Annotated in this window: 17 protein-coding genes; 1 reads left to right on the forward strand and 16 read right to left on the reverse strand. The window is 61.9% G+C overall.

Annotation, left to right across the window (positions count from 1 at the left end; all coding sequences use genetic code 11):
• Positions 1-108: 108 nt before the first annotated feature.
• The 8 genes from ACXYMO_RS04750 to ACXYMO_RS04785 form a co-directional block, all read right to left on the reverse strand.
• Positions 109-2,226, reverse strand: a complete 2,118-nt coding sequence (locus ACXYMO_RS04750; RefSeq protein ID WP_458877505.1) for a hypothetical protein — start codon at positions 2,224-2,226, stop codon at positions 109-111.
• Between the two features lie 226 nt (positions 2,227-2,452).
• The gene (locus tag ACXYMO_RS04755; protein WP_458877506.1) at positions 2,453-2,659 is read right to left on the reverse strand and encodes a hypothetical protein; all 207 of its coding nucleotides are present in this window, start codon (positions 2,657-2,659) and stop codon (positions 2,453-2,455) included.
• Positions 2,659-2,943: a hypothetical protein gene (locus ACXYMO_RS04760; protein WP_458877508.1), complete on the reverse strand. Its 285-nt coding sequence runs from the start codon at positions 2,941-2,943 to the stop codon at positions 2,659-2,661. Before ACXYMO_RS04760 ends, ACXYMO_RS04755 begins: the two co-directional genes overlap by 1 nt.
• On the reverse strand, positions 2,940-3,449 hold the full coding sequence (locus ACXYMO_RS04765) for a hypothetical protein (protein WP_458877509.1): 510 nt from the start codon (positions 3,447-3,449) through the stop codon (positions 2,940-2,942). The genes ACXYMO_RS04760 and ACXYMO_RS04765 overlap by 4 nt, the downstream gene beginning before the upstream one ends.
• Entirely contained in the window at positions 3,442-3,615 is a 174-nt protein-coding gene (locus tag ACXYMO_RS04770) for a hypothetical protein (RefSeq protein WP_458877510.1), read from the reverse strand. Before ACXYMO_RS04770 ends, ACXYMO_RS04765 begins: the two co-directional genes overlap by 8 nt.
• 1 nt (position 3,616) lies before the next feature.
• Positions 3,617-3,859 (reverse strand): hypothetical protein, encoded by a 243-nt coding sequence (locus ACXYMO_RS04775; protein ID WP_458877511.1) that lies wholly within the window; start codon positions 3,857-3,859, stop codon positions 3,617-3,619.
• A 21-nt stretch (positions 3,860-3,880) separates the two neighbouring features.
• Positions 3,881-4,327 carry a hypothetical protein gene (locus ACXYMO_RS04780; protein ID WP_458877512.1) on the reverse strand — a complete coding sequence of 149 codons (447 nt, stop codon included), beginning with the start codon at positions 4,325-4,327 and terminating at the stop codon, positions 3,881-3,883.
• Positions 4,328-4,879: 552 nt separating this feature from the next.
• Entirely contained in the window at positions 4,880-6,151 is a 1,272-nt protein-coding gene (locus ACXYMO_RS04785; RefSeq protein WP_458877513.1) for a tyrosine-type recombinase/integrase, read from the reverse strand.
• A gap of 379 nt (positions 6,152-6,530) precedes the next feature.
• Between ACXYMO_RS04785 and ACXYMO_RS04790 the strand changes: the two genes are divergently transcribed.
• Entirely contained in the window at positions 6,531-7,865 is a 1,335-nt protein-coding gene (locus ACXYMO_RS04790; protein ID WP_458877514.1) for an NAD(P)H-dependent oxidoreductase, read from the forward strand.
• Positions 7,866-7,966: 101 nt separating this feature from the next.
• Here the strand turns inward: ACXYMO_RS04790 and ACXYMO_RS04795 are convergent, their stop codons facing one another.
• The 8 genes from ACXYMO_RS04795 to ACXYMO_RS04830 form a co-directional block, all read right to left on the reverse strand.
• A complete protein-coding gene (locus ACXYMO_RS04795; protein ID WP_458877515.1) occupies positions 7,967-9,232 on the reverse strand; it encodes a peptidoglycan-binding domain-containing protein in 1,266 nt (421 codons plus the stop codon).
• A gap of 246 nt (positions 9,233-9,478) precedes the next feature.
• Positions 9,479-11,032, reverse strand: a complete 1,554-nt coding sequence (locus ACXYMO_RS04800) for a formylglycine-generating enzyme family protein (RefSeq protein ID WP_458877516.1) — start codon at positions 11,030-11,032, stop codon at positions 9,479-9,481.
• Positions 11,032-12,228 carry an ABC transporter permease gene (locus ACXYMO_RS04805; protein ID WP_458877517.1) on the reverse strand — a complete coding sequence of 399 codons (1,197 nt, stop codon included), beginning with the start codon at positions 12,226-12,228 and terminating at the stop codon, positions 11,032-11,034. The genes ACXYMO_RS04800 and ACXYMO_RS04805 overlap by 1 nt, the downstream gene beginning before the upstream one ends.
• Complete coding sequence (locus tag ACXYMO_RS04810) at positions 12,222-12,956, reverse strand: ABC transporter ATP-binding protein (RefSeq protein ID WP_458877518.1); 735 nt, start codon at positions 12,954-12,956, stop codon at positions 12,222-12,224. The genes ACXYMO_RS04805 and ACXYMO_RS04810 overlap by 7 nt, the downstream gene beginning before the upstream one ends.
• 6 nt (positions 12,957-12,962) lie before the next feature.
• A complete protein-coding gene (locus ACXYMO_RS04815) occupies positions 12,963-14,834 on the reverse strand; it encodes a vWA domain-containing protein (protein ID WP_458877519.1) in 1,872 nt (623 codons plus the stop codon).
• A gap of 64 nt (positions 14,835-14,898) precedes the next feature.
• Positions 14,899-15,912 (reverse strand): hypothetical protein, encoded by a 1,014-nt coding sequence (locus ACXYMO_RS04820; protein WP_458877520.1) that lies wholly within the window; start codon positions 15,910-15,912, stop codon positions 14,899-14,901.
• A complete protein-coding gene (locus tag ACXYMO_RS04825; protein ID WP_458877521.1) occupies positions 15,909-18,539 on the reverse strand; it encodes a virulence factor SrfC family protein in 2,631 nt (876 codons plus the stop codon). The genes ACXYMO_RS04820 and ACXYMO_RS04825 overlap by 4 nt, the downstream gene beginning before the upstream one ends.
• Before the next feature lie 14 nt (positions 18,540-18,553).
• Entirely contained in the window at positions 18,554-21,637 is a 3,084-nt protein-coding gene (locus ACXYMO_RS04830) for a virulence factor SrfB (protein ID WP_458877522.1), read from the reverse strand.
• Positions 21,638-21,640: the final 3 nt, after the last annotated feature.

Here is a 21,640-nt window from a genome sequence, read left to right on the forward strand (position 1 = left end):
GATGCGCGCTATCTTCACCACCACCGCACCAGAAACGCAGAAGGGCCGCTAACGCGGCCCCTACTGTCTCACTGAACCAGAATCCTGGCGTGCCTGTAAGAGACCCAGTCAGGTGCCTTGCTGGGCCTGTTCTGCCTGCAATTTGCTGTGCAGCATCCGCGCGCGTTGCCCCCTCAGAACGTCGCCGGTCTTTGGGCTGACGATTGAAACCACCTTTCCGGCTTCGTCAAACTTCGCAGTTTCCAGCCCCGCCGCGTTGCCCCCGAAGTTCGCTTTGACGACATTGCCCGCGCCGTCGCCGTCCACCCGTTGCGACTTGGACTCCTTGATAACCCACTGCGTCCCGTCCTTGGTGTGCTTGCCGCGCTCGATCTCGACTTCGAACGGCGCGTCCGTTCCAAGGTGTTCGCCGATGATGAAGACCCGGTCGGCTTGCTGGGCCAGAAAGCGCCCCATGGCTACCGCCTGATATTCGTATTCGGACGCCCCGCCCTTGCGGCGGACTGGCAGTTCGATTTCGTCCGCCATGATAAGCCCAGACAGGGAAACGCCGCTCTTGGCGCTGAATGTCAGCATGCGGTGTCCGCTGGACCACCACGTCGCCAGAAGCTGCTTGATTGGGTCGTCTTCGTCCGACTCCGCGACCAGCGCGTCCCGGTTCGTCTGCCACGTGGTCCAGTTCGGCGCGGCGGCATGAATGATCCCGCCGACGACTCGGACGTACTCGCTATACGCGCCCCAGACCACCGGGGACGCGGGCGGCGGCTTGCCTTTCTGGTACCAGTTCCGCACCAGCACCAAAAGCGCCCAAATCAGCTTGCCCCGGTTCTTCGCGACCCACGCGTCTAGGTCCGGGTGCCGGAAGCCCGTGCGCAGCCCCGGACGTTCCATGCGGGCGTCAAGCCGAACCTTGCTAACCCGCTCGGCAAGTTCCTTCGTCAGCATCGGGTTATTCCCGGTCATGCGGTAAGACTTCCGAACCGGCATGCTGACCATTTCGCTTTGACCAAGGCGGCGACCCTTGAACTTGTCGTCGGTCAGAAGCTTGGCAAGGGCGGGGCTGTCAACGCGTCCCGTGACGTTGTCGAAGATGGCTTCCCGGTCGGCTTCCATCAGGTCCGCGAAGAACCGCTTTTCGCGTTCCTCTTCCCCCTTTGGAAGAACCTGCGTTGACTTGTTGCCGTCGCTAATCAGCTTGGCTTGCATCGCCAGTTGTGACGCGCCCGTCCGTGGGCTGGGCTTGTCGATAAGAGTCATGGGAAGCGGTCCAGCAATCAGCGGGCGGACAAGCTGTTCCAGACACGCGCCGATGAAGTTCAACAGGGACGCGGGCGGCGGGTTGTCCTTGTCGCCGCCAAGGGCTGCGGCTTCCAGTTCGTCGCGGGTCAGCCCGTCGAAGGGATAGTCGCCTAGCCACTCTTGCACCAGCAAGCGGATGGCTTCTTTCAGGTCGTCTTCTGTGACGTTCTGCGGGACCTCAGGGACTACCAAACCGGGCGCAGGCGCAAAGTACAGGTGTTCGCTGGCGTGGTATCCCGGTTCGCAGATCAGCCCGCCGCGCCCGAAAACCGGCGCGCTGGTGATGCCTTCCAGATACGGGACCGGCAATTCATGCGCGCGGGTGTGCAGGTGGCGGACAACCTCTTTCGGGGCAATCTCGGACACGCGCCGCCCTTCCCCGTCGTCCTTGAAAAAGGACAGGCTGGTTTCAAGCTCGCTCGCGAACGTATCGCGGTCCAGCCGGTCGATTGCGACGACACCAGCTTCCGGAAGACGCTTGATGCGCGACACGCCGTCAACGGTTCGGAACAGGACCGGGGCGTCCTTGTTTGCGAACTGGATTCCGATGACGGTATGTTTGACCAGATCAGCGAAGGGCTGGGCCGCGTCAATGTCGGTCGCAGACCGAATGTCAGAAAGCTTTTGCTTGGCCTGCTGACGCAGGCGACCGACCGCCTTAGCCAAGCCGTCAAACCAGCGCGCCCCCAGCCCCAGCGGCTTGCCGCATAGCTGTTTCATTGCGGCTTTCAGCTTGCCTAGGACTGCGTCGTCGTCGGTCGTCTTCAAGACGCCCATATAGATGCAGGCAAGGTCCTTGGCGGTCAGGCTGTCTTTCTCAGCACTCAGACGCGCGACGGCGGCTTCTAGCGATACCTGCGGCGCTGCTTTGATTGCCTTACGGTCGTCTTCCGACCACTTGGCTAGGATCGAGTCTGCGGTGCTCATTGGTCACCGCCTTGAAGCGAAAAGTGCATTCTCTGTCTTCCTTGTCGTAATCGTTGGACACACTTCGACCGCTCCCGGACTGGTTGGTCCTAGGCGCGGCGGATCACTGTTTGGGGTGTCCGGTTTTACATTGTCCCCCACGTCAGCCGGGGGGACTCGCCTATGCGACGGGCGGCGCGGGGTCCTTATTCCCTCGCCACTGGACGTAAGCGCGGCGGCATTCTTGCTAAGCGGGCCGCACCCAAACGCCGGGGCGAGGATTCAGCCATCCCGCCTCTCTGAAGGCTGGGCGTATCGCCAGCCCCATGCCGGTGATCCGGCGGACGTCGCTTTCCGTCATCGTCAGTTCCTCGCCCGGATGGTTCGCAGCGAACATTCCCAGCGCGTCAACTAGGTCGCGCCACGGGTCAAAGAGTGTTCCAAGCGGCGGCATTATTCAGACTCCTTACGAACGCCAGCCGCGTACTCGGAGAAAATGCCGTCTGCGGCGAGGTCCAGCGGCTCAGATCGTGACCACCGGTCACCGATCCCGGCCAAGCTCAGCCCTAGCTTGCGGGCCAGCTTCCGGGCCTCGAAAATGAGGCGCGACTCCTCTTCGTCGTGGTCATGGTCGGACATGTCGCGGCACACCTTCTCGGCACGCTGCCACTTGCGTTGCCGTCCCACGCGCCGCGCCTTCGTTTCAGCGTCTTCGCGGACTAGCTCTACAACGTTCATGTGATCCCCCGCGCCCGATTCATGCGGGCAATCGCGTCTTCGATGGTCTGCGCAACGGACTCGTACCCCACGTCCTTCCGGGCGGCGTCCGGGCGGCGTTGTCCGCGATCAGCTTCCGCAGGCAGGCCAATGCCATGTTGCCGCGCCAGCTTCATGCGAAGATGCAAATTCCGGACGCCTGCCAAGGTCTCCGCTGTTAGCTCGGTGGCCTCAGGATCAGCGCCACCCATCTTGGCGGCTGCAAGGCCCTCGCTGTTGGCGAGGTGGGCGCGAACGGCCTCGCTATTGGCCTTGAGATTGTACAGCGCATTCGACACGTCCATGTCATCGAGTCCGCCGTGGAAGACCGCGTCCCGGACTTGCACAAGGGCGGCAATGTCATCAAGGGGCACATCCATGCCAAATTCGGCGCGGGCGGCGGCGCTGATTTCGTTTGCCACGGTCATGAGCCGCGCGGCCTCTTTCGTGCTCAAATTTTCAATGAGCGATTCCAGCTTCTCAGACATGGGACTCCTCCCCCTTGATTGCGGCGAGTAGCTCGCCGTTGAATTCGTGTAGCTGTTGATTCAGTTCGTTCGCGACCTGTAGCGCCTCGTTTGCCTCGATCAGCGCGGCACCAAGGAACTGGACCTTGTCCGCGTCGGGCATGGCGTCAAATTCTTGTTCAGTCATGTCAGCCCCCGTTCCGGGCTGCGGCCACGGCCTCGAATGCCAGCCGTTCGGCGTGAGATAGCCCGCCCGCCTTGGTCTCGGTCATCGCTGCGGCGATCTGGTCAACGGTGTAGCGGCCTGCGACGGGCTGGACGGTGTCCAGCGCGATTGCCAGTTCCTCGCCGATGTGCATCCCAGCGACTGCGCCGCCGGGGCGGCACTGCGCCAAGATTCCAATGGCGTTGTTGATGGTAAGAAGATTCATTTTGATTGCTCCGATAGGTAGTTAGCTTGCTAGTTTTCGTAGTTCGGCGGGGGTGGCGACACTGACGACATGTGCCGCCATCCATTCGGCCCACCCGTCGCGGGTGGTGGGAAGATCGTCTCGGCGATGGGCGCAAAGGATGTACGCCAGAGGCGCGGGACGCAGCGTCAGCAACGCCAGCGCGCGGCCATGGTCATACAGATGCTGTTTGTTCCAGAGACTGTACGTCGCGCCCTGACCGGCCCACTTACAGATGCGCGCGAAACGTTCCTTTTCGTCATCGGTAAACGTCTCGATCAGCGCCGCAGCGCGGGCGTCAGCGTCATCGCCAAGGGGCGTGCTAGGATCGTCCTTCGATGTATCCAGCGCCACCAGTGCGGCTAGATCGTCACCGTACAGGCCACGCAGGCGGCGCGCCCTGATGGACGGCACGAGGTCCGCAAGGCGCATGTACTGCCACGCCGTCACGCCCTCCGCGCGTTGACGGGGGAGTCCTTTCGTCCAGTTGGTCACCGAGTTTTTTGATACGCCTAGGGCCTCACCCACGGCGCGGGATGTGATGCAATAGGCCACTGCCTTGCCTCTCTTGTTCTATTCTGTCTGTGAGGTGCCAGAGGTTCGGCGCAGCGCGCGTACTGCCATTCCCGGCGGATGGGATTGCGCCACCTGCCTGTTAGGCGGGCTTGCAATTTTTATCTTGACTTCTGTGATTGATTATGAAGCAAGATCGAATCAGAGTCAAGGGGAGGTCACAAAACGGGTCACGAGGAATAGGACACCCCACCGTGGCAGGCCACCCGCTGACGCGGGGACTACCTGTATCGCCGTGGCGGTGCATCCCTGTCCCGATGGGCGGGCGTCTCGCTGTGGCGCTGTATCGCTGCCCACCTACACCCCCGCCCGACGTCTCGCTAGATCGGTGTCTCGGTTGGTCGGTGTCTTGTCGGTGCGGTGGGCGCGGCTTGATGGTGGGCCGCGTTAGCGGCCCATAGTCCCCCACAATGTCAGAGCACAACTAGCCTAGCTATCGTCCACCATGTCCGCGCGCGCCCATTCTAGCACCTCGCGCTTTGTCCGCCCTGTGGACAGTTCGGCGACGTCATCCAGTGCCGCCCGCGCCTTATCCCGGCGGTAACGCGCCTCAGCAAGGCTACGCAGATACGCGCCCCACTCTTCCAGAACTTCCCGGCGTCGGTCTATCTGGTCAGTCCGCAGATACGCGCGCTGGTCGCGATCCCCCCGCCCTTTCATGTGCTGGATGATGTGCTCGCCTAGGTGCCAGTCGATCTTGTAGACGTCATCCGACCAGTTCCTGAACGTTGTCCGCAGTCCGTGGGCAGTGGCAAGGCGTCCGTCTGCGTCTTTCCAGTCGTACTTGTGAAGCCACAGGCGATGCGCGTTGTTTGACAGGTACCCGCTCTTCGATAGCTCGGATTGGAATACGTAGCCATTGTCGCCCCACTTCCGGCGCGCTGTGCGTAGTATGTCGATCATATCCCCCGTCAGGGGGACGCGATAGACGAACTTCCAGTGTTTGACCCGCCCCGCCGGGATGGTCCAAACCTTTTCCTTGAAGTCAAATTCCGACCACTCGGCACTGCTGACGCAGTTCACACGAACCGCGCTCAGCATAAGCAATTTCATGGATAGCCCAACCGCCGTATCGTGCAACGCGCACCACAGCGCCGGGGCGTCCTGCCACGGGACGGACGGATGGTTTTCATGTTTGATGTTCTGTGCGCCTAGCCGGTTCGCAACTCGCGCCATTAGGTCACGGTCGACTCGTGGGTCGTCTACTGACACATAACCGATTACCGCATTGATCCACTGCCTTAGCTTGCGGGTCTTTTCCTGCCCCCAGATAGGTTTCAGGAACTTAATCAGGTCATCCGGCGTCAGGTCCGCAACCGCCTTCCGCCCGACATGCGGGAAGACGTTTATTTCCATCCCGCGAATCCAGTTCGACGGCTTGGCATAGTGCTGGCAGTGCACTTGCCAATATTCCCGCGCCGCGTCATCGAAGGTGATACCCTGACGCCTGACGGCGTCACGTTCCGCGATGGGGTCTTTCCCTTCCGCCTTCAATCCCCGCGCCTTTGCCGCCAGTTCGCGCGCCTTCGAAAGCGGTATCTCCGGGAACTTGCCCAGCCCCATTTCGCGCGCCGCGCCGTTCAGGGTGTACTTGTACAGCCACGACGCGCCGCGCTTCTTCTTATCGAAGTACAGCCCTTCGCCGTCATGGTACTTTTTCGGGGGGAGTCCTTGCAGTTCGGCGGCTTTTAGCTGGCCCATGGCGTCACCTTTCGCTTTCGGGTAATCGAACCCCTAGCCGAAAAGTAGCCCCCAAATCAACCCCCAACTACATGTTGTATAGAGGGAATCCGGGATTTCGTAAGTCATTGTTATTATTGAAGTCGTGAAAGCGGATGTTCTACATTTAGTCCTGTGTGATTCCCCTACGGGCTGCCACTTTTCCCAACAGACTTCGTCTTACGATCTGCACGCCCATGCTGTGCGGTTTTCAGCGCGCTGCAAAGAACCCGTTCAAATCCCGCCTCGTCGGCCCAGACTTGACCAAAGCCAAGTTAACTGGGACGCTCCCGTTCAATTTGGCAAGGCATGCGATCCGCGTTGATCGCGGGAAAACCGCACCGTAAAAAGGGAAACACTGATGGGCCTATACGAACAACTTCAGGAACGCCAAGTGGCGGGCACCCCGGTGCGCGTGGGCGTTGTCGGCGCGGGCAAGTTTGGCACCATGTTTCTGGCACAGGTCCAACGTATTCCGGGCGTCCATGTGGTCGGCGTTGCGGACCTGAGGGTCGATGTCGCGAAATCCAACATGATCTATGCGGGATGGCCGGCAGAGCACCTTGAGGCGTCTTCTATGGACGCCGCCCTTCAATCCGGGGCGACGCATGTCGGGCAGGACGCCATGGCGATGATCAATCACCACGGTATTGATATCGTCATCGAATGCACTGGCAATCCGGTGATCGCCATTGATCATGCATTGGCAGCGTTCGCTGCGGGCAAACACGTCATCTCGGCCACGGTTGAGGCGGACGCTGTCTGTGGTGCAGCGCTGGTTGCACGGGCGAAAGCCGCGGGCGTGATCTATAGCCAGGCTTACGGCGATCAGCCCGCCATGACAGTGGATTTGGTGGATTGGGCGCGGACCTGCGGGTTCGAGGTTGCGGCCGCGGGGCGTGGGCACAAGTGGAAACCGGAATACCGCTTTTCCACACCAGACACGATCTGGGATTATTGGGGTGTAACCGCGGAAAAGGCCGAACGCGGGCGCCTGAACCCAAAGATGTTCAACAGCTTTCTCGACGGCACCAAACCCGCCATCGAAAGTGCCGCAATTTCCAATGCCACCGGATTGAACGCGCCGTCGCATGGGCTGACCTACCCGTCAGGCTCAATCGACGACATCGCAACCTTGATGCGGCCCCGTGATGAGGGCGGCGTATTGGAACAGGCCGGGATGGTCGAGGTGATTTCCAGCATCGCGGACGATGGCTCGATGATCCCGAATGACATCCGCCAGGGCGTGTGGGTCGTGGTAAAAGCCACGTCTGAATATCAGAAAAACTGCTTTGAAGAATACATGGTGTCGACCGACGACAGTGGTCTTTACTATTGCAACTTCAAGCGTTTTCACCTGATCGGTCTGGAACTGGGCCTGAGCGTCGGATCGGTTGGCATCCGCAAGGAGGCGACAGGCGCCAGCAAGGAGTTCCGGTCAGACGTTGTCGCCGTGTCAAAGAAAGACATGAAGGCGGGTGAAATGCTGGATGGCGAAGGCGGCTACTGCGTTGCAGGGCAATTGCGCCCCAGCCGGGTCTCGGTGCCGATGCGCGCCCTGCCGCTGGGCTTGACCGGCGATATCAAGCTGATCCGCGATGTCCCCGTCGACACCATCCTGACCTATGATGATGTCGAAATCGATGAGAGCCTGAACGCCGTGAAATTGCGGCGTGAGTGTGAAGCGATGGTGTAATCCCGGGTCAAATCAAATCGCGATTTCAATGGCCATTTTGATTTCCAGACGAAAAACGCCCGCCATGACGGCGGGCGTTTTCTGTATTTTGTAAGACCGCTTTAATTTCCGGACGGCGCCGGGAACGAAGGAAGCTTTGCAACGCCCCCGCCCTGTTGTCCGCCGCTCATCGCGTCCTGCAACACAGCCACACGATCAGGCGATTGTCCCATCACCGCGGCGCCGGCTGTCGAGGACACGGCATCCAGTGCCAGCGTCATCCATGCGCCCGCCTTCTGCGCATCGGTTTGCGTGGTGCCGAACCCCTCGCGCATATGGTGGCTGACAGCCTCGCCATATCCAAGCTGCCCGGCCGAGCTAAGCATAACGGCCGAGGCCAGCGCCATCTGCGCATCGTCTGTCCGGTATCCAACTCCAAGGCAGACCTTGCCAGCCGAAATCAACTGCGCCATCGGTTGACCCGATTCCTGCAGAAAGGCCGACGTGTCACTGATCACCATGTCAGGGCGTGACGTCGGCAGAGCCTCAAGTTGCGGAGCGATCACCTGGGCCAGGCCACTGCATTGCTCCTCGATCTGGGCGTCCGTCAAATTCGGAATCGTTGCCACGATGGACGTGCTTTCGGCCATCGCATGGGTCCGGGCCAGGCAGAATTGCTCGTTCAGGACAAATTCCGCGTCCGAGACACGTCCGGTCGTCGTGATGCCGCCATTGGCCGCCGTCAGCACGTTGATTTCATTGCAATGCTCATTCACCGATCGGTCGACCTGCCCAAAGGTAAAGGACGGCAGAGCCGCGTTGTCGGCCCGGGCGGCGACCTGTGGCTGGGGCGCAGGTGCTGTCTGTGGCGCGGGGGCTGGTGTGGTCGGTTGCACGGCAGCTGTCGTCGAAATGCCCAACTGTTCATTCCGATAAGTACGCAGCAAACCACCGGGCCCCTGCGTCGCCATGATCTGGTTATAGGGGGCGACATGTGAACTGGCCAAGGCGCGCTGATGGCTACCCAAAAGGAAGTCACGCTCGTAGTCGTCCAGTTGTCCATCAGGCTGGAACCCCATCTGCGCCTGATACTGGGAAATGCCCGCGCGGCTGCGGCGCCCGATCGAGCCGTCAACCGTCCCGACATTGTAGCCGAAATAATTCAGCGCGGTTTGAACCTGGCGGTTCTGCGCCCGCTGTGCGGTATATGCAGCCGAATTTCCGGTCGAACGGCGCACGGTCGTTGTCCGCGTGGTCGTCGCGCGGCGTTGCTTGTTCTTGTTCACTTCGTTGACGATAATCCCGCCCAACAGCATACCACCCAGCAAGGCGGCGCCTTCATCGGCCTGGGCCCGCTCAACCGGCACTATCACCATGCTGGCAGCCACGAACGAAGCACATAGATTTCGTTTAATCATCTCAATACCCTCCGGTACCAAACTCCATCGCGTGCCCTGTCGGATGGCGTTTCACATCGTTTACAAATTGTTTCGTCAGATAGAACATCAGACGAACAAACCTGTGGCGAAAAGTCAAGGTTTCATGCCTGACGCCTGATCACAATGTGATATGCGACAGGGGCGGTTTGCATGCGTGAAACTGGCCGGAATCTGCTTACACGATACGTTTTTCGCCTATCTCAAAACCACCTTGAGCAGGTCGGCGGCATCAATGTCGGGACGGTCCGAATAAATCCCCAGATCCTCCCAGAACCGTTTCAGCATCCGCCCGATCCTGTCCTGCCCGGACAGCGACATTTCCTCGCTCAGCACGTCATAGGCGGATTTGCGCACCTGCAGATCGGTATCACCACTCAGGGTTTCAAGGGTCGCGCGCAGCGACAAAAGCAACGTTGATTGCGTCTGGCGCAATTGGCTGATCTCGGCCACGTGCTTGTCGACCTGGCGTGCGTAAATCGCACTTTTGTTGCCAGCGCGCTGCAGATCGATCAGCATCCGGATGTTCGAAGCCTTGGCAGCGATTTCGGCGGCATTCTTGTCCAACGCCTCGACGAAAACAGCACCGGACAGCAACGTGGCGCGGGCCGATTGCTGCAACGCGGTTTGCGCCCGGTCGCGCGAGCGGCGCAATTCCAGCTTCAGATCGTTCAGAGCATCGCGCCGCCCCGGATCGACCTCGGCCTCGATCAGGCGCGAAAGCCGCGTCATCGGGTCGATGTCGCCTTCGGGGTCATCCCCCTGGGCAAGGGCGCTCCACCGATCGCGTATGGCGCGCAGACGGGCGTCCGACGTGGTGATATGCGTGCCCAGCACCAGACGCATCCCGAATGTGGGCGAGGCAAGCGGCGCACCGGTCGTCACGTCATAGGGCGGATATTCAGTGCGCTGCGCGCTATAGATCTGATCGGCTGTCGACAGGACCGATCCGCCGCGCGTGACGACCCCCCCCACCTGCCCGCCATCACGCCCTCCGGCGTTCAGGCGAAAGGGACCCAGCATCAGTTCCTCGGCATTTCCATAGACGTCAAGCAAACCCAACGGATTGGGCTGGCGCGCCCCGACAGGACCCAGTTTGCCGCGCGACGACCCCGGCGCCTGATGGCGCGCAAAGGATTTCATGTCGCCATCGCCAAAAAAGGTCCGCCCCGGAAACATCGTCGGTTCGATCCGCGCCCCGCCGCGGGTTGCATATTCCCATTCGGTCTCGGTCGGAAGGCGGACATAGGCAGGCACGCCATCGGCCATGGGCAGGGCATCGGGTCGGTTGGCAATCAGCCAGCCGGAATAGGTTTGCGCCGCCTGAACCGCGTCAAACCAGGACAGCCCGCCCTGGGCAATCCGGTCGGTCCGGGTCGGCGCGGCACAATCCCCCTGCAGAGCCCGGAACTGGCCGCGTGTCATTTCGTACCGGGCGATGAAATAATGCGTCGTCTCACCGTGTTCGTCGCCAAAGGGGCCGCGCAGAAATTCGGGGCGCAGATAGTCGGAATACCCGGTGTTTTCGTCCGTCTGCCCCAGCCTTACACGCCGGTCGGCCAGCGGGTCGCCAGCCTCGACCGGAACGGTGACCTTTTGAAAGGCCATCGCCGCCCCGCAAGGCATGGGCAGGATCAAATCCGAAGGCTCGGACTGTGCCGCCGGGTCGAACAGATCGCGCGGCCACTCCTGCGCCGCGGCCCCGATGGCGGCGAGTAACACGGCCAGAGCGGACAGGACGAACAAACGCATTACATAGCCTCGCGCAGAACGCTGGCTGGATCCAGCCGTTGTACGGTCCAGGCGGCGACGCCCGACGCCACAACCACCAAAACCAGAACCGCCGCCGCAATGCCTGCGACCTGCCCCGCCGACAGAATTGCCAGCGGCGCGTCGCCGGGCAAACCGCCGCCGAAAACGGCCGCCGCCGCACGCGCCGCCACAGCATAGAGCAGAAATGACGCCGCAAGCCCCAACAGGGCCGTGACCAGCGCCTGGACAACCGGGAACATCGCCAGCGCCCGACCGGGCACGCCCAGCAGGGCGATTCCCGCCAGCACAGAGCGCTTGCGCGCCACGTCGGACCAGAAGCCCAACACCAGCGCCGCCCCCAGCCCCAGCGCGGCCAGGATCGCCGTACCCGCCAGCGCAAGGTTCAGCTTGCGCCCCAATCCAAGCAGGGATTCCACGTCGCGGGTGCGAGCCGAGGTTCCCAGACCCAACTGTCGTTCGATACGGACCTGCAGCGCGGCAAGATCCTCGAGCCTGCGCGCATAGACGCGCACTCCGGCATAGGCCGCGACGCGCGTGTCCAGATCGCGGGTGCCCTCGATCCCGTACTCCGGCAGGCTGTAGGAGTCATAGAACGCTTCGATCGTGTCCAGCGTGACAAACGGGGCCAGCACCGCACGGCCCGCCGTGGCCGTTTCAGGCAGAACCACCCCGACACGTGCAGGCAGGACCAGTTGCCGGGGACGGTCCTCAGCCTGGCTGATCAGCTGAATCTCCATGTCCGGCCGCAAGTCCAGCTGCGCGGCCAGTTGCGCACTGATCGCAACCTGATCCGGGCCCAGCACTGTCCCCGCAGGGAGGGTTGGATCCCCTGCCCCGGTCGGGATGACAAGCGCCGGCTGCATTCTGCGCCCGTCCTTGGCGCGCACGTTCATATAGTCGAACTGACTGCGCACCTTGGGCGTCAGAAACGCGATCTCGGGCCAGGTGCGCAGCGGCGCCAGGTCACTTTCGCTCAGGGTGGCATTGCCTGCCGTATCGATCTGAAGGTTGGCCGGGTCGGCCAGCATTTCACCGATCAATGCGCTGTAAACCCCGTTCTTGACCCCGAACAAGACCAGCAACGGTACCAGTATGCCAACCATCACGGCCACGTTGCAGACCAGGAAAAACCGGTCGCGGATCAGGTCGCGCCATGCCAGTTGCACGATTAGCATGCGGTGACCTCCAAACGGCTGACGATCTGACCATCCGGCATTACCTCGGGAACAAGATCAAGGCGCGGAATCTCGAACCGCTCCATCCTGTCGATGTCATGCGAGGACAGAATCACACCACATCCCTGATCGCGCGCGGTTTCCAGCAACAGGTTCAGAACGACATCCGCGCTGCCCGGGTCCAGGGCGGCGGTGGGTTCATCTGCAATGACAAAAGGCGGGCGATGCGACAAGGCGCGCGCAATCGCCGTGCGTTGGCGTTGACCGATGGAAAGCGCTCCGGGCATCATCGTCAGAATGTCTGTAAGGCCCAGACGTTCCAGCAGGGCCGCGCTCCAGGCCGGGTCGGGTTTTTCCGCGATGCGCTGTGGCAGAGCAATGTTTTCCGCAACCGACAGAAATGGCATCAGCCCCCCGGTCTGGGGCACGAACCCGAACACCCGGCCGCGCGTGCGGGCCAGTTCGCCCGACCGCGGCCCCGCCGCCCACAATGCGGCAAGGTCCGTCGTCCCGCCATTTTCATGTGTCAGGTCGTATTCGGTTCCCGCATCCGGGGCCCGCAACAGGCCCAGCAGTTCCAGAACCAGCGTCTTGCCCGAACCACTTGCCCCTGTCAGTGCAACCGCCTGCCCGGCGGGCAGGTCGAGTTCGGGGATTTCCAACCGAAAGGCCCTGTCGCCATCGCGCAGGGCGATCTGTCCGGTTCGGATGTGCAGCCCCACCGCCATCAGTGCTCAGGGCAGGACATCGAAGGGCATCGCAAAGACATATTCGCCATCCGGTGCGCCATCATAAAGTGGCGTCCAAACCTGAGGATTAAGCAGCCATTTTCGGTATTGCGTCAGCTTCTGGCGCATCCCGTCCAGTATCTGGCGACGGTTCATCGCGCTTTGCGCCCAGCGATCCTCGGTCGTCAGCATCAACTGGCTTTCATAGGGAAGATCCTCAAGAAATTCCAATGCGCCGCCCAGGGTGTCACTGTCGGTGTTTACCAGCCGGTCAGGGTTCTGCGCCATCCGCGCGACCACGTCGCGCACCTGCGTGAAAAAGGTCGCGGCATCCTCGGCACCGCGGCTCTGCTCACCCAGTGTCAACAGGTTGTCCAGCAAATCCGCCATGGTGGCCATTTCGTTCTTGGTGACAAGAAGCCGCGGTTCGATGGCCAGTTTCGTGGGATCCTCGACCGCCTTTTCCGACACCCACCCTTCGATGACATCAGGTGCATTCGCGCCCTGTTCGCGCCCCAGATAGGCCAGTTGCATCGCCAGACCCAGATTGACCAACTCGGGCCCGGTTTCCTCATCACTGAGCACGCGGGTTTCGTTTCGGGCGACGCGGATGACGTCGGTTAGCGCCGTCACCAGCCGGGTCACAGTTTCACCAAAGGCCTGCGGCGATCCTTTTTCGATCCCGTAATAATAGGTTTCATCGTGAAAACGCGACAGATCGCGGTATTGGTTGGCGGCATAGGCATGCTGCGCCGGCCCGCCCGCGTCCGTCTTGAGATGCAATGTCATGACGGCCACGCCCTTGTCCTGCGCCGTGCGCTGCAATTCCTTGGCCCCGATGGCCGAACGCACATTAGGGTCGCGCGTGTCCTTGGGGCCGGCATCGGTTATCAGGATGACGATCCGCGCATCGAACGGATCGTCGCCGCCCGCCGCCCAATCGGTCAGGTCGATTGCATCCTCGACGCCGGCAAAGCTGTCTTCGTTGAACCCCGGGGAGTCGACCGATGCGACGCGGGTTGCCGCACGAATGGTGGCCACGACGGGCGTCTGATCCTTGCGCCGCTGCAGCGGCAGCAAGGTGCGTGTCCGGTATTCCAGGTCCGGCGCGGCATCGGTGCTGTCACGAAAGGCCACAACACCGAAATGCACGCGGTCCCCGATTTCGGTGCCCTGCAAATCGCGCACCACCTGCTCGACCGCGGCCTGTGTGCGGGCGATATAGGGTTCCATCGACTGGGTAGTGTCAAAGACGAACACGATCCCGGCATCGAATTTTTCCGGTTTCGCGCTGCCCGGTTCCGCCCCCTCGCGCAAGGGAACCGAGGCCACTTTCATCAGTAGATTGTCCTCATAGTTCAAGGGGTGCAGGTCCTGTGCGAAATCAAGGATCGGCATCAGGTAAAGCTGATCGACGATATTGACAAAAACAGACGGCTCGGCGGCAACAATTTCCCGGCTTTCGGGCACCTGACCCGATGCTACCTCGCCCAGTATCTGCGCTTGCATCTCGCGCAGGGATTCATGCTCCATGAGCCAGCGCAACCGCTGCTCCGAACGGAACAGAACCTGGCGTTCACGCCCTGCGCTGTTGGTAAAGGCCGCCACGATGTTCTGTTTCCACTGCACCACCGATCCGGCCTGAACCCACCCTTCGGGACCGGAGGAAATGGAAGGGCCGACCTGATACCAACCCGGCGTCACGCCATAGACGTAAAGCGGCTGAAACGCAGGATAGGCGCGCGTCGACAAACCATCAGGGGCCGCGTAGAGCACCGCACCCGGACGGGTAAGAACGCGCTGATAGACGGTCTTGCGCCCCTCGGCCAGCAAGGGGCGATCGGCCTGTTGCGCCAAGGCAGGCGGTACAGCAATCATGCCAAAAGAAAGGCTGGCCATCACTGCAAGTGATACCAGAGCTTTGCCCCGCATACGCCTAATTTTACTTGCAAAAATCATCAAAAGCCCCCTTGGCCAACGTCGATGCCGACCCTGACAGCCGCGCACAGGTATCGCCCAGACGCGTTTGCGCCGCGTCCGATCCTGCGCTGCTGGCGCGGGCATAATACCCTGCCGCCCGGGCATCGTCAGGATCAAAGGTCAGACCGATCAGTTTTTCGATGCGGGCGTCGAGTTCCGTGCCGTCATACAAGGTCCCGATCAGCAAAAGCGCGTCGGGATCGTCCTGTGCGGCAAAGGATTCGATCACCTCCAGCGCCACATCCGGCGAGACTTCGCGGCCGCAATCGCGCAACGCCGCGCCCGCCTCGGCAAACCCGCCGGGCAGCACGGACAAGGCCGCGAAACTGCATCTTTCCCGTGTCGCCACCGGGGTGCTGTCTGACGGCACCTTGGCCGTCAGAGCATCATCGCGCATCCAGAACCACCAGACCCCGACCGCGATTGCCACCAACAGGATCAGGGCAATCAGCCAGATCCATATGCGAAAGCCCCCAGTCGGCGTGTCAGGATCTTCGGGCAGGTCGGGAACACCGGACTCCGCATGCAATTCGGCCACGGGCGGCTGCACCGCCGGGTGAACGACAGGATCCGGGCGCACCCGCGCGACCGCCTGAATACCGCCCAAAACGGCCGCGCCCGCACGCGGAGGAATGTCATCGGGCCAGGTCGCGGTGTGTTCCACGCCGTTAATGCTCAGGCGCAGAGGGCTGTATTCTTCGATCTTGTTGACGATTTCGGGGCCAATGCGCACCCAATCCGCACCTTCATGGCCATAGACCTTGTAGGGGCCAAAATCGTGCCGTTCCGCTTGCCAGTTCGGGTTGCCAATCGATATTTTTTCGCCGTCGTCCTGACTAGGGGCCAGCCACCGTTCGCCGTAGGCATCGAACACGGCGACCGTCACGCTGTCCTGCGGCAGGCTGCCTTCTGCCAACTCAAGAAAGGCATAACCGCCCGCTGGTTCCTGGGGGTCCGGATGAACCGTCAGTGTCATGCCGGTGCAACCCCGTTGAGCGCACCCAGAATGCGGCCCAGTGCAATGTTCTGTTCGATGTTGATCTCGCCGCCGACGCCGTCCTTTGCGTTAGCTTCAAACACAGCGTCCAGCGCAAAGACCCAATCGCTCCACATCTCTTCGGCCAGATTGCGCGGCTGCGCGGGCAGGTCATCCACCGTGTCCGACGCCGGTGGCCGGGTAAAGATCGCCCGGCTGTCGCCCTCGGGCGTTTGCACCCGGGGGCGTTCGGATTCCGGCAATTCCAGCATCCCCAGGGTCGAGACGAACCGGTTGATGCTTTCGGCCCCCAGAATTGAAGCTGGCTGGGCCTGTTTTTCGACATTCAGCCCGAAATTGATCTTTTCCAGTTCCCGCGCCGTCTTGCGGCTGAGCCCGACGCGGCGCGCCGCATGGATCAGTTCTGTCACCAGATCGGATGAGGTCATGTCCCCGACCCCATAGGCCTGTCGGCGTGCGGGATCGTCACGAAAAGCTTTCAACCTGTCGATCCAGCTTTCCAGCGCGGTTTCGGCCTGAAACTGCTCCAACGTCATGGTGCGGATGTCTTCAGCCGCTCTTTGCGCCGCGGACTGTGGCCGCGCCGGACGCCCGGGCCGTTGCGGCCCCGGTGCTGATACCGGATCAGCCGAGGCTCCGGCCGCACTGACCGCACTGGTGATCCGGACCGAACTGGGCACGCGCGCGATACGCCCTTCAATGTCGTCCTGATCGACCATGAGATCGGCCATCACCGCGCCAAAGCGGTGGCGCGCAAGGGCCTGCTCAAGATCGTCGATGACGCGTGTGGCGGCCGCCTGCTTCTCCGCGATCCGCTGTTCGACATCGTCCGAAACGTAATAGGGGCCGATGGCCCGGACCAAATCGCCCGAGATCTGGTCCAGCTGCACGCGGATCTGGCGCAGCTTGCTGTCCGGCTTGCAGACGCGCGCCAATTGATCGGTCAGGTAGGTGACCCCACCGTCATTCAGGGCCAGTGCCGCGTTCCACGCGGTTTCGGGATCGGCAAAATGGCGCTGCACCGGGTCCGCCGCTAGGCACCCGGCCTTAAGCTCGGCAATGCGGGGCTCTTTTTCCGGGTGCACGCGCAGCTCGCGCTTATTGCCATCGTATTCGATCAACCCTTCGACAAAATAGTTCGGGTTTCGCAGCCAATAGCAGTTGTCGAATGGCTTGCCGGGTGTCCATTCCTCGACCCAACCGTCCTGCCCTCGCCCGAACCGTTCCAGAAGCGAGGCTTTCATGCGCCGCTCAAACCGGCTGCTGGCGCCACCATCGGCCGCGGAATCACCCAGTTGCATATCGAACTTGGTCAGCACAAAGAACAGCACGCAATCGGTTTGCGCGCGCAACTCGGGGCGCGCGCCATGTGTCAGCGCGATCCAGTTATCTACCAGTCCCGGCAGATCGAGCGTTTCCATGTTGCTGCCCGGCACGCAGAGCAACATCGACGTGATTTCCTGATTTTCCACATAGCGGTCAAAGAGATAGGCAACCTTTCCCCGCAGCAGCAATTCGTGAAGGTTCTTGTCGAGATTTTCGAGCGTCTTGTTCAGCGGCTCTTCGAACCGGTTGCGCGCGCCGGGGAAATCCAGCAGATCCGTACGCCCGAACAGGTCTGACGGCTGGGTTTGCATCGGAAAAACCAGTTCCGCCGCCAGCGCACAAAGTTCGGCACGCGGGATCGAGACCGCGCGCCCTGCCGCGGTCTGCACCGTCAGGGGCGGTCCCACATCCGCACCGCGCAATCCGGTCAGGGTTTTCACGTCAATAATCGACTGTTCCCGCGGCACCAGCGCCGACAGGTCCGCAAAAACAACATCCGAGTGGTCCAGTTGCGCCAGTGCCCCGGCCAATTGACGATAAAGATCGCCCAGCGCCGCGTGACCACCCCAGAGGACGGAAAAGAAACCGGCGCGATCCTCGGCCGACAGGCCCGGCGCAATTTCCGCCGCTTCGTCCCAGAATGGTTTCAGCGCCGCCGCATAGGCGCTTTTGCGGAACACGTTTTCCACGTATTCGCCGACCTCGTAGACCTCGTCACTGTCCAGACCGGGGCGCGGAGCCCCACTGCGCGCCTTGTAGGTGTCCAGATGCACTGAAAGGTCATGCGCGTCCGGGGGCACTTCGCTTTCGTCGCCATCGTTGAAAAAGCTGTTGATGACGGTGCGCAGGATATCCGCCTCGCTCAGCAATGTCAGCTTGATGGGAAAACCGTCCGGCGTCGGGTCCTTGCGCATGGTGAACCGGGTGACCAGACCGGTGCTTTCGCCCTCGCCCTCGGGGTTGACCTGGCTGATGTAATCGAGCTGTCCGTCGAAATCACCGACCAGACTGCCCTCGTGCGGGCGGGCCAACACCGACACAAGAAAGGATTTCCCGGCCTGACTGGGGCCAAAAACACTAACCGACATGGGCGTTTTGGCCGAGTGCGCAAGGCGCCGCGCGCGGCGCGCGCCCTTGCGCATCATCTGGGTCAGCGACCGCGCTTCGGCCCCGACCAGTTCGGAGTTTTCCGGGTTTTCAATCCAGTCCAGCGCCTGTTGGGTCAGGTCCGCCACCTCTGTGCAGTCCGCCGCCAGTTTATCTTGGTCTTGCGTGGTCATTGCCTGTGGTCCCTTCACAGCCTGAACAGGCCGGTATCAATCCAGTATTCGTCCTCAAATCCCAGCGTATGCAGCCGTAGCTTCACTTCGCTGGTTTTCATCGCCGTGCCTTCGCTGTCTTCCACCTCGCTCACGCTAAAGGCTTCGCGCATCGCCTCGCGGCGTAAATTGGTTTCCGAGGTTTCCGTTTCCGGGTCCTCGTCAAATTCGGTTCTCTCGAAGGTCACCCGCAAGGGCGCGCGCGCCTCGGCCGAGGGTGTTGCGAAATCCAGCCGATAGAGTGGCGTCGTCGTCCATCGTTCCAGCGGCAACTGGCGTGATCCCAGGTAGATCGGAGTGTACATGGTCAGGCTGGCCAGCATGTCGCTTTCGCTTTTGCGGGCATCCAGGTCGACGTCGGAAAACAGGACACGGTCGGTCGTGATCTGGCCCGATGTGTCCATCTCGCCGATATAGCGCGCCGTGGATTGCATCCGGAAGGCCGAGGTCGTGACCTTGAAATTCGGGATGCGACTTTCGCTCAGGGCGATCAGCATGCCGCCGACGGCAACGGTCGATTTGGGATCACCAATGCGCTGGGTCACCGGATCGCGGAACGGATACCACCGTCCGGTCTTGTAGGCATGCATCGAAATCAGGCGATGGGCCGGCACGGCCATCATCTCCTGGAAAATGGCGCGTACCGCCGGCAGGCGCGACGGGCGCCCGGTCAGAAGAACCACATCGACGCCCAGATGCGCGACCACCTCGGCCATGTTGCCCAGCACCTGTTGGAACACCTCGCGCGCGGCGGCATCGACGTCATCGCGTCCGAAGCTCAGCTCGACATCGGCAAGGCGGAAATCGGGCGCGCCCAGGTTGCGCGCCTCATCCTCGATATAGGACACAAGCGCGTCGGGGATCGCGGGGGATGCATCCTCGTCCCCCCGTACAAGGGGCAGAACGTCGTGCACCGCAAGGGTCAGATGTTCGAATTCCTCGGCCGTTTCACATTCCTTCAGGATCGCGACCGCCACCGGCAGCAGAACCCGCAACGCGAACTGGCGACGCTTCTGAACGCTTTGCTGGTCCAGACCGCCCACATCCCCGGTAAACAATTCGCGCAGCTTTTCCCCGACATAGCGCCCGCCAGCGGCTTCGATCGCGGATTGGAGACCGGGCAGGATGACCGTCGCAATGACCCGCTGCAGCAGTTCATCGCCGGCCACGCGAAACCCTTCGCGGAAGGTCTGACTGGGGTGCAGAACGCGCCCCGCCTCACCCCAATAGGTCGTCACCATCAAATCGGTGGTCCCGCCGCCAATGTCGATACAGGCCAGCCTGAGCGACGGTTCAGCCGCCCCGCCGGGCAGTTGCGCGCGCGGTTGTCCCTTGAGCGACAGGAACCGGTCGATCCGCCCGTCGAATTTCTGTGTCAGTTCGGAATAGAGATAGACCAGTTGCGTACAGCTCGCCTCGTCCCATTCCACGATCAGTTCCGGCATCCGGGAAATCGCGCTTTCACCGTCCTGCAGCCCCATCATCGTCCAGACCAGTGTCAGCGCGCCCTTGGCCTTGGATCGGATAATGGCCTGTTCCTGCGCCGTGGTTGCCGTGGGCAGGGTCAGGATGATCCGGTCCAGACGTCGGGGCAATTCCGATTGCGCGCGTCGGGCGCGCCCGGCAGGCGCGTTCACCTGCGTCAATGCATGAGCAAAGATTTCCGCCAGCATGAACCCGAACAACGAGGAGCGCGCAAAGCGCGGCCGGATCGCCTGGGTCAGCGGAGTCTTGCCGCGCGGGCGCAGCTTGGCCGCCTCGTCCGCCTTGACCTGTTCCAGAACATCGCCCGCCTCGTTCAGGTGGCGCATCGCGGCACGCAGGGATTTGGGCAAGGTGTTCGGATCGTTGTGATGATGGAACCGCCAGTCCTGCTGCATCGGGGTGTCGTCCCAAAGGTACCGTTTGGGGCTTGACAGGCCCGAGGCGGTTTCGGTGCCCTCTTCTCCGGCCACAAGGCGCAGCGCCTCGGGACCCATGCGCACGATACTGGGCCATAGAAACGCATTCCTGCGTCCCGAACGGCTGGCAAACCGTTCATCGCCCATCCTGAGTTCGGCAAATTCCACGCGGCTTTCGAACAGGCCGGAATACTGGAACTCGGGCCGCGACAGGTCGCGCACCTCAAGCGGATAGGACCGGGCCAGATCCAGCCGCGTTTCGCCGGGGAAGCGTTCGATCAGGATGCCGCAGGTGCGCGAATTGCCCACATCCAGCACCAGCTCGACCTCGACCGGGGTCACGCCTTCGCGTCTGCTGACAGTGTTGGCGAGGCGGATTTTGGGAATACTGACCGCGTTGTCGATCAGCCGGAGAAAGGCCAGATACCGCGCCCAATGCTCGAATTTATGGGCCAGCGTGTCATGGCTGATCTTGCGACCGGGGCGTTCGGCGCGCTTGTAGGCCATGAACATGTCATCCAGCCAGTCCGACACCCATTTCTGCAGGTCCAGCATTTCACCGTCGCTGCCGGTTTCAAGGCGACGCAGGAACCAGTCCATCCGCTCGGGATCGGATACAAAGCGGAAATCGCGCGGTTTCTCGGCGTCCGCCCGGTCCGGCGTGAGATATTGCAAGGGCTGTTGCCCGTCGCTCAGCGCCGTGTCCAGGGCCAGTTGCACCCGGTGGGTATGGCCGGTCTCGGGATCAGGGTCGTCCAGTTCGACAACCCGCATCCGCGCCCAGGCCGACGGGCCGGGGTCAAACCGCTCTTCTCCGCCCGGGCCGCGATCGTTCTTGATCCGCAGGACCGGCACAGGCACCCATTTGGATAGAAACGGTTCAAGTGCGGCGATAGATCGGACGGAATACTCATCGTCATCGGGGCGCGCGCCCGCCTCGACCACCGCATCGCTGTCCGGATCGCCGGTCAGCGGCAGCAGCGCCCATTCTTCGGCTGCATCGGTGCCCCCGACAACCCGTTCGATGAAGCGCGCGCTTTTCAGTTCGAGCGCATCCAGGGCAAAGCCGAAATCCAGCATCTGAGTGCCCGAATACGGCACCAGGGAAATTTCATCACGCCAATCGACCAGCTGAGCCAGATGTTCAGATTGCTGCATTAT

Source organism: Arenibacterium sp. CAU 1754, from assembly GCF_054482635.1.

Coding starts and splice junctions, on each gene's coding strand:
- ACXYMO_RS04750 (WP_458877505.1), bottom strand. CDS start 2,226: ATGAGCACCGCAGACTCGATCCTAGCCAAGTGGTCGGAAGACGACCGT.
- ACXYMO_RS04755 (WP_458877506.1), bottom strand. CDS start 2,659: ATGCCGCCGCTTGGAACACTCTTTGACCCGTGGCGCGACCTAGTTGAC.
- ACXYMO_RS04760 (WP_458877508.1), bottom strand. CDS start 2,943: ATGAACGTTGTAGAGCTAGTCCGCGAAGACGCTGAAACGAAGGCGCGG.
- ACXYMO_RS04765 (WP_458877509.1), bottom strand. CDS start 3,449: ATGTCTGAGAAGCTGGAATCGCTCATTGAAAATTTGAGCACGAAAGAG.
- ACXYMO_RS04770 (WP_458877510.1), bottom strand. CDS start 3,615: ATGACTGAACAAGAATTTGACGCCATGCCCGACGCGGACAAGGTCCAG.
- ACXYMO_RS04775 (WP_458877511.1), bottom strand. CDS start 3,859: ATGAATCTTCTTACCATCAACAACGCCATTGGAATCTTGGCGCAGTGC.
- ACXYMO_RS04785 (WP_458877513.1), bottom strand. CDS start 6,151: ATGGGCCAGCTAAAAGCCGCCGAACTGCAAGGACTCCCCCCGAAAAAG.
- ACXYMO_RS04790 (WP_458877514.1), top strand. CDS start 6,531: ATGGGCCTATACGAACAACTTCAGGAACGCCAAGTGGCGGGCACCCCG.
- ACXYMO_RS04800 (WP_458877516.1), bottom strand. CDS start 11,032: ATGCGTTTGTTCGTCCTGTCCGCTCTGGCCGTGTTACTCGCCGCCATC.
- ACXYMO_RS04805 (WP_458877517.1), bottom strand. CDS start 12,228: ATGCTAATCGTGCAACTGGCATGGCGCGACCTGATCCGCGACCGGTTT.
- ACXYMO_RS04810 (WP_458877518.1), bottom strand. CDS start 12,956: ATGGCGGTGGGGCTGCACATCCGAACCGGACAGATCGCCCTGCGCGAT.
- ACXYMO_RS04815 (WP_458877519.1), bottom strand. CDS start 14,834: ATGATTGCTGTACCGCCTGCCTTGGCGCAACAGGCCGATCGCCCCTTG.
- ACXYMO_RS04820 (WP_458877520.1), bottom strand. CDS start 15,912: ATGACACTGACGGTTCATCCGGACCCCCAGGAACCAGCGGGCGGTTAT.
- ACXYMO_RS04825 (WP_458877521.1), bottom strand. CDS start 18,539: ATGACCACGCAAGACCAAGATAAACTGGCGGCGGACTGCACAGAGGTG.
- ACXYMO_RS04830 (WP_458877522.1), bottom strand. CDS start 21,637: ATGCAGCAATCTGAACATCTGGCTCAGCTGGTCGATTGGCGTGATGAA.